At 62.9% G+C, this 7072-nt stretch carries 8 protein-coding genes and 1 pseudogene; 2 read left to right on the forward strand and 7 right to left on the reverse strand.

From position 1 onward, the window contains the following. From ACJWXQ_RS04665 to ACJWXQ_RS04695, 7 genes and pseudogenes are all read right to left on the reverse strand, one after another. A pseudogene (locus tag ACJWXQ_RS04665) lies at nt 1-595 on the reverse strand (RNA polymerase factor sigma-54); the annotation flags it as partial. Between the two features lie 119 nt (nt 596-714). Continuing rightward, entirely contained in the window at nt 715-1443 is a 729-nt protein-coding gene (gene lptB / locus ACJWXQ_RS04670) for an LPS export ABC transporter ATP-binding protein (protein WP_346050504.1), read from the reverse strand. Then, on the reverse strand, nt 1440-1958 hold the full coding sequence (gene lptA / locus ACJWXQ_RS04675) for a lipopolysaccharide transport periplasmic protein LptA (protein ID WP_406672272.1): 519 nt from the start codon (nt 1956-1958) through the stop codon (nt 1440-1442). Before lptA ends, lptB begins: the two co-directional genes overlap by 4 nt. Further along, entirely contained in the window at nt 1951-2517 is a 567-nt protein-coding gene (lptC, locus tag ACJWXQ_RS04680) for an LPS export ABC transporter periplasmic protein LptC (RefSeq protein ID WP_346050502.1), read from the reverse strand. Before lptC ends, lptA begins: the two co-directional genes overlap by 8 nt. Continuing rightward, complete coding sequence (locus ACJWXQ_RS04685) at nt 2517-3038, reverse strand: HAD family hydrolase (protein ID WP_346050501.1); 522 nt, start codon at nt 3036-3038, stop codon at nt 2517-2519. Before ACJWXQ_RS04685 ends, lptC begins: the two co-directional genes overlap by 1 nt. Next, the gene (locus tag ACJWXQ_RS04690; RefSeq protein ID WP_346050500.1) at nt 3038-4039 is read right to left on the reverse strand and encodes a KpsF/GutQ family sugar-phosphate isomerase; all 1002 of its coding nucleotides are present in this window, start codon (nt 4037-4039) and stop codon (nt 3038-3040) included. The genes ACJWXQ_RS04685 and ACJWXQ_RS04690 overlap by 1 nt, the downstream gene beginning before the upstream one ends. Nucleotides 4040-4122: 83 nt before the next feature. Then, on the reverse strand, nt 4123-5085 hold the full coding sequence (locus ACJWXQ_RS04695; RefSeq protein ID WP_406672273.1) for a calcium/sodium antiporter: 963 nt from the start codon (nt 5083-5085) through the stop codon (nt 4123-4125). Nucleotides 5086-5336: 251 nt separating this feature from the next. On the opposite strand from ACJWXQ_RS04695, the gene ACJWXQ_RS04700 reads away from it, so the two are divergent. Both ACJWXQ_RS04700 and murA read left to right on the forward strand, forming a co-directional pair. Next, entirely contained in the window at nt 5337-5570 is a 234-nt protein-coding gene (locus ACJWXQ_RS04700; protein WP_346050498.1) for a BolA/IbaG family iron-sulfur metabolism protein, read from the forward strand. A gap of 72 nt (nt 5571-5642) precedes the next feature. Then, nucleotides 5643-6902: a UDP-N-acetylglucosamine 1-carboxyvinyltransferase gene (gene murA / locus ACJWXQ_RS04705; RefSeq protein WP_346050497.1), complete on the forward strand. Its 1260-nt coding sequence runs from the start codon at nt 5643-5645 to the stop codon at nt 6900-6902. Nucleotides 6903-7072 lie beyond the last annotated feature (170 nt).

The following is a 7072-nucleotide window of genomic DNA, read 5'->3' on the forward strand; positions in this document are numbered from 1 at the left end:
GGTCACGGGCGGCGACGCCGGCCGGGTCGAAACACTGAACCCGGCGGGTCACCATCTCGATCTCGTCGTCCTCCAGGTCCTCCAGGCTGTTCCGTAGGGCCTGGCGGAGGTCCTCCGGTGTTTCTCGCAGATAGCCGGTGGCGTCGATCCCGTCGATCACCGCCCGGGCAATGCTCTGGTCCCGATCACTGAAAGAGGCCATGTCGAGCTGCCACAGCAGGTGGTCGTGGAGGGAGGTGCCATCGGCGTTCTCCGCCCGACGGTCTTCGTCGATCTCCTCCTGCCAACCGCCACCGGTGGCACCGGCGTAGTAGTACTCCGGGGCTTCGTATTGGGCTTCCACGGCGGGTTCGGTGCTAGTCTCGGTTTTGTCGCCGCCCCGGTCCTGGCTGGCGTCGGAATCTGACTGGCCGGTTTCGGCGCCATCACTGTCATCGCTGTCCTCGCTTTCCAGCATGACGTTGCTGTCCAGCGCCTGGCGAATCTCGGTTTCCAGTTCAATGGAGGAGAGCTGCAACAGACGGATGGCCTGCTGCAGTTGCGGGGTCATGGCCAGTTTCTGGCCGATCTTTAGCTGCAGTGCCGGTTTAAGCATCGGATTTTAAGAAGATTTCCGACAAAGTTGGCTCCCGTTGCAGGAATGGGGCCCGGAATGGCCCTCGATTTTGCTTCTTCATTCTATTTATAGCCCATCTGGCAGCGTCGTGGGGGTGTTTAGAGTCGAAAGTCCTCACCCAGATAGACCTCTCTGACCTGGCGGTGTTCAAGTACCTCCTCGGCGGTACCCTCGGCGATGACCGCGCCCTCGCTGATGATATAGGACCGCCCGCAGATGCCCAGTGTTTCACGGACATTGTGGTCGGTAATCAGTACGCCAATCCCCCGGTCCCGCAAGTGTCTGATAATCCTTTGGATCTCGCCAACGGAGATGGGGTCGACGCCGGCAAAGGGCTCATCCAGCAGCATGAAGGCCGGCTCGGCGGCCAGGGCCCGGGCGATCTCCACCCGTCGGCGCTCGCCACCGGACAGGCTCATGCCCAGGCTTTCCCGCACATGGGCGATATTCAGTTCCTCGAGCAGGGATTCGAGCTTGCTGTCGCGCTCGTCCCGGCTCAGTTCCGGCCGCACCTCCAGTACGGCCCGGATGTTCTGCTCCACACTCAGCTTGCGAAAGACCGAGGCTTCCTGGGGCAGGTAGCCCAGGCCGGCCTGGGCACGGGCATGGACCGGCAAATGGGTAATGTCTCGTCCATTGAGTTCGATATGGCCGGCATCCGGCTGGACCAGGCCGACGATCATGTAGAAGGAGGTGGTCTTGCCGGCCCCATTCGGACCCAGCAGTCCGACGATTTCGCCCGGCTCGACTCGCATGCTCACGTCCCGAACCGCGCGCACTTTCCCGTACTGCTTGGCCAGACCGCGAGCGTCGAGCTGCTTGCTCATGCCCCCCCTCCCTGTTGCTCACTGTCTTCGCCCCGTTCGAAACGGGTCCGAACCCGGCCTTCGTCATCCTCGCCACGCTGCGCCCGGATGCGTTCGCCGGGGATGGTGTATTCGATGCTTTCGGCGCTCAAGGTCTGGCGTGGTCGCTTGAGGCGGGCAGTCCCTTCCATCAGCAGCACCTCGTCCTCAAAGCGATAGCGCATGAACTCTGCCTCGCCTTCGGTCCGGGGGCCGTCCTCTGGGGTAATCACCAGGGTCACCGGGGACCCGGTCATCTCCGCCTTCTCGAAAACGCCCGGTTCCCGTTCGGTGAACACAGCCCGGTCCGCCTGAATGAGCAGTTCCTTGTGACGAATGACCACGTTGCCTTCGTAGATGGAAATGCCTTCACGACCGTCCACTTCCCAGTGATCGGCATCGATTTCCAGCTCTTCGCTGTCCGCGTTCACGGCAGCGGGGGTCAGCAGCAAGAGCAGTAGCCAGAAGAGCAGGGGGCCGTTTCCAGACCTAGTCACGGGGAACATGTCGGGTCCTTACCTCCGATAAGATTTTGATACGGTCCTTGTCGAGCTCGGCACGCATGCCCCGGCCCGTGGTCTGGCTTGGGCCCTGTTCCATCCGTACCGGCTCATCAGTCAGGAGCAGCTCCTGCTCCGGGAAATAATCCAGGCTGTCGCTGAACAGACTGGCGGTCAGCCGGGTCTGCCGATGCCGTTCGATGCGCACATCGCCGTAGAGATGTACATGGTCACTGTCGCCGGAAACCATGCCATGATCGGCACGGATATCCCAGCTCAGGCCCGCCACCGGCTCACGATGGATTTGAACCTGGCGCAATTCGCTGCGCTGATCATCCGGGTAATTGGCCAATTCTTCGGCATTGAGCCGGGCCAGGGGCTGGCCATCGGCATCATACCGCTGGATTTGCGCCCCGCTGATCCAGTAGTCCGGGTGCACCGCCGCCTCAGGCGGTGGTTCGGGTTGCGGCAGGGAGGGTGCCTCCCGGTCCCCCATCAGCCAAAGGCTGAGGATCAAGCCAATCGCCAGCAGAAGTCCAAGCGCCCAGCGAGCCATCAGTTCCCCGCGTAGGCGGTGTCGATGCCCCGGGCCGCCAGCAGCAGATCACAACATTCGCGTGCCGCGCCAAAGCCACCCGGGCGGTGACTCTGCCAATGGGCCATGCGGGCCACGTCAGGATGGGCATCGGCCGGAGCGGCGGCCAGGCCCACTTCACGCATCACCGGCAAATCCACCACATCATCGCCCATGAAAGCGCAATGTTCCCTGGGTACAGACAGTCTCTGTCGCAGTTTCTCGAAGCAGGGCAACTTGTCATCCACGCCCAGAAAGACATGCTCGATGCCCAGCTGGGCCATGCGTGACTCCACCGCCTGGGATGCCCGCCCCGAGATGATCGCGACCTCAATGTCCTGACGCCGCAGGGCCTTGAGACCGTGTCCGTCCCGGGTATGGAAAACTTTCATCTCGAAGCCATCGGGTCCCAGATAGAGACGGCCGTCGGTGAGCACGCCATCGACATCAAAGACCGCCAGGCGTATTTGTGCCGCGCGGGCCTCGGCTGATTGCCCCGTCATCAGACCACTCCTGCCCGCAGCATGTCATGCATGTTGAGTGCGCCGACAAGGCAGCCCTCTGCGTCGGTCACCAGGACCTGGTTGATCCGATGGGTCTCCATCATCTTCAGGGCCTCGCCGGCCAGCATTTCCGGCGGTGCCGTACGGGGCCTCGGCGTCATCACCTGGCCGATGGTGGTGCGGTGCACGTCCAATTGCCGGTCCAGACTCCGACGCAGGTCACCGTCAGTGAAGATGCCGACCACCTGGCGTTTCTCATTGACCACGGCGGTCATGCCCAGGCCCTTTTGGGTCATTTCCAGCAGGGCGTCACGGAAGGGGGTCTCAGCGGCCACTGCCGGGACTCGCTCTCCCTTGTGCATCAGGTCTTCCAGGCGCAGGAGCAACCGTCGTCCCAGGCTGCCACCGGGGTGGGAGCGGGCGAAATCCTCCTGCGTGAAACCGCGGCTCTCCAGCAGGGCAACCGCCAGGGCATCGCCCATGGCCAGGGAGGCGGTGGTGCTGGAGGTGGGCGCAAGGTTGAGAGGGCAGGCCTCTCTTTGCACCGTGACATCCAGGTTGACCGAGGCGGCCCGGGCCAGGGTGGACTCGGGGCGACCGGTCATGCTGATCAGCGGAACGCCCAGGCGCTTGATCAGGGGCAGGATGGTGAGAACCTCGCTGGTCTCGCCGGAGTTGGACAGGGCAAGCACGGCATCGTCGCCGGTAATCATGCCCAGATCCCCGTGACTGGCCTCGCCCGGATGGACGAAAAAGGCCGGGGTGCCGGTGCTGGCCAGGGTGGCGGCTATCTTGCCTGCCACGTGTCCGGACTTGCCCATGCCCGTGACAATCACCCGTCCCCGGCAGTCCAGACAGATCTGCCAGGCACGCGAGAAATCCTCGCCCAGACGTCCGGCCAGGTCACGGACGCAATCGGCTTCCAGGTGCAGGACCTCACGGGCCAGTGCCAGGGCACGGTCGGCATCGGCGATGGGTTTTCCGGAGGACTGGCTGGCCATTGACTGAATCCTGCTCTGCTTCAATGAATCAAGTGGCACGATTATCTCATAGTAGCCGCCCGTGGCCGAAGTCAGGGCCGCGCTCAGTTCCAGGCGATGAAGATCCCGAGCTGGTAGGCGATAAAGAGTGCGAACAGCAGCAGGCCCTGGCCCCGGCTGATGCTGCCATGGCGGGTAAAGCCCCGTGCGAGGATAATCAACAACAGAGTCAGCCCCAGCATCACGGGAAAATCACGGCCCAGAATCCCGCTTGGTAATGGACCGGGGGCGATCAGGGCCGGTAGCGGCAGTACCGCCAGCAGATTGAAGAGATTGGAGCCAATGACATTGCCCACGGCGATATCGTGCTGGCGTTTGAGCACGGCGGCGATGCAGGTGGCCAGTTCAGGCAGACTCGTGCCGATGGCGACGATACTCAGGCCGATTACCAGGTCGCTGACACCCAGGCTGCCGGCCAGACCGACGGCACCCCAGACCAGCAACTGGGCAGCGCCCAGCAACAGCAACAACCCCAGGAACAGATTGAACAGGGCGGGGGCCATTCGGGTTTCAGCAGGTAGCTCGCTATTGAGTTCGGCCAGCAAGGGATCATCCCGGCCGGGGGTGAGTGCGATTCGAATGATCCACAGCAGGGCCAGCACCAGCATCACCAACATTGCCAGGCCCTCGGCCCGGCCCAGCTCCCCGTTGGCGATAAGCAGAATGGTCACCAGCTTGACCAGGACCAGCAGGGGCAGCTCTCGGCGCAGGGAGGCGGAGGCCAGCTTGAGCGGCACGATCATGGCGGTGAGACCGATGATCAGGCCGATGTTGGCAATGTTCGATCCCAGGGCATTGCCAATGGCGAGGGCCGGGTAACCCTGTGCGGCGGCCAGGATGGAGGCGGCGATTTCAGGGCCTGAGGTGCCCAGGGCCATGACTGTCAGGCCCACCACCAGGGCGGGAACGCCCAGGGCCCGGGCGGTCTGCGCCGCGCCGTCCACAAAGCGGTCAGCGGCCCAGATCGTTATCCCGATGCCGAGCAGGATGGTTGCCGTTTGAAGCACTGCGCTCAAATCCGGATCTCCCTGTTACGACTTCCACCGGCCCATTCTGCCTTTCAAGCCAGCCAGAGGCATAGCGCTCTGGCGCTTCGCGTAGGAATTGCCGGCGGCTTCCTTTATCATTGTGCACCCCTGATCCATTCATTTGCGCCTGCCAAAGACGGCGATTGATTGATCGGGTTTGAGAGTGTCCTTGCGCGCCGCCGCTGTGGCGGTGGTTCGCATTTTTGCCCGCAATAGCTGTTGAGGAGCCTATGGATCCCCAGATGGTGAAGTCCCTGATCGAGGCCGGCATGCCCGAGGCCCAGGTGGAAGTTCGGGGTGAAGACCACACCCACTTTGAGGCGGTCATCATTTCTCCGGCTTTCGAAGGCAAGCGCACCATTCAGCGACACCAGATGGTTTATCGCACCCTGGGAGAAAAGATGGGGCGCGAGATCCATGCGCTGTCCATGCAGACACTGACGCCGGAAGAAGCCGGGCGCTGAAGCCCACCCGATTCACAGCATAAGCGGGCCGTTACCAGGCGGCCGGGCTCAATCAATTGCAGGGGTTTTCTCTTGGATAGACTGCTAATCAATGGCTGTGGCCCCCTGGAAGGGGAGATACGCATCTCGGGGGCCAAGAACGCGGCCCTGCCCATCCTCTCGGCCACCTTGCTGGCTGATGGGCCCATGACCGTGGGTAATGTCCCGCATCTCCACGATGTGACCACCACCATCGAACTGCTCGGCGGCATGGGGGTTGATGTCACCATTGATGACCGCATGCGGGTTGCGGTGGACCCCCGCCCCACCAGTCGCTTCTACGCGCCTTATGAGATGGTCAAGACCATGCGGGCCTCCATTCTGGTGCTGGGGCCGCTGTTGACCCGTTTTGGTGAGGCCACGGTTTCCCTGCCTGGTGGCTGCGCCATCGGCAGTCGGCCGGTCAACCTGCACATTGAAGGCTTGCGGGCCATGGGTGCCGACATCCGGGTGGAAAACGGCTATATCATTGCCAAGGCTGACCGTTTGCACGGCGCTCGAATCGTACTGGACACGGTGACCGTCACCGGGACCGAGAACCTGATGATGGCAGCCTGTCTGGCCCAGGGTGAAACCGTGATCGAGAATGCCGCCCGGGAACCCGAGGTGGTGGATCTGGCCAACTGCCTGATTCGAATGGGCGCAAAAATCGAGGGAGCCGGCACCGACACCCTGCGGATCACCGGTGTTGATCGCCTTGAGGGCTGTGAGTACAACGTCCTGCCCGACCGCATCGAGACCGGGACCTACCTGGTGGCCGGGGCAATGACGCGAGGGCATGTGCGTCTGCGGGATACCTGCCCGCAGGTGCTGGATGCGGTGCTGGCCAAGTTAGGCGAGGCCGGCGCCCGGATTGATTGTGGCGACGACTGGATCGAGCTGGACATGCAGGGCAAGCGACCCCGCTCGGTGAACATTCACACCGCGCCCTATCCGGCTTTTCCCACCGACATGCAGGCGCAGTTCACCGCCCTGAATTCGGTGGCCGAAGGAACCGGCACCATTACCGAAAACGTATTCGAGAATCGCTTCATGCATGTGCTGGAAATGCAGCGCATGGGCGCGCAAATCCAGCTGGAAGGGCATACCGCCATCATCACGGGCATTGAGCGTCTAACCGGGGCCCCGGTCATGGCAACGGACCTGCGGGCCTCCGCCAGTCTGGTGCTGTCCGGCCTGGTGGCAGATGGCGAGACCATCGTCGAGCGGATCTATCACATTGATCGCGGTTACGAGTGTATTGAGGAAAAGCTCCAGCAGCTGGGTGCCCGGATTCGCCGGGTACCGGATTGAAGGACAGCTACGAGCTACGAGCTACGAGCGGCGAGCTGGCCGCGCCTTGGCCTGGCACCTTGGCCTGGCACCTTGGCCATGATTCAGCCGCTGCAGAGCCGATGGCGGGCTCGTTGTTCGCCGCTCGAAGCTCCTAGCCCTCGCTTACAGCCCCCGAGGCTGATCCATTA

The sequence above is a fragment of the Natronospira sp. genome, from assembly GCF_007134575.1.
GTDB classification, from domain to species: domain Bacteria; phylum Pseudomonadota; class Gammaproteobacteria; order Natronospirales; family Natronospiraceae; genus Natronospira; species Natronospira elongata.

Coding starts and splice junctions, on each gene's coding strand:
- ACJWXQ_RS04685 (WP_346050501.1), bottom strand. CDS start 3,038: ATGACGGGGCAATCAGCCGAGGCCCGCGCGGCACAAATACGCCTGGCG.
- ACJWXQ_RS04690 (WP_346050500.1), bottom strand. CDS start 4,039: ATGGCCAGCCAGTCCTCCGGAAAACCCATCGCCGATGCCGACCGTGCC.
- lptC (WP_346050502.1), bottom strand. CDS start 2,517: ATGGCTCGCTGGGCGCTTGGACTTCTGCTGGCGATTGGCTTGATCCTC.
- lptB (WP_346050504.1), bottom strand. CDS start 1,443: ATGAGCAAGCAGCTCGACGCTCGCGGTCTGGCCAAGCAGTACGGGAAA.
- ACJWXQ_RS04700 (WP_346050498.1), top strand. CDS start 5,337: ATGGATCCCCAGATGGTGAAGTCCCTGATCGAGGCCGGCATGCCCGAG.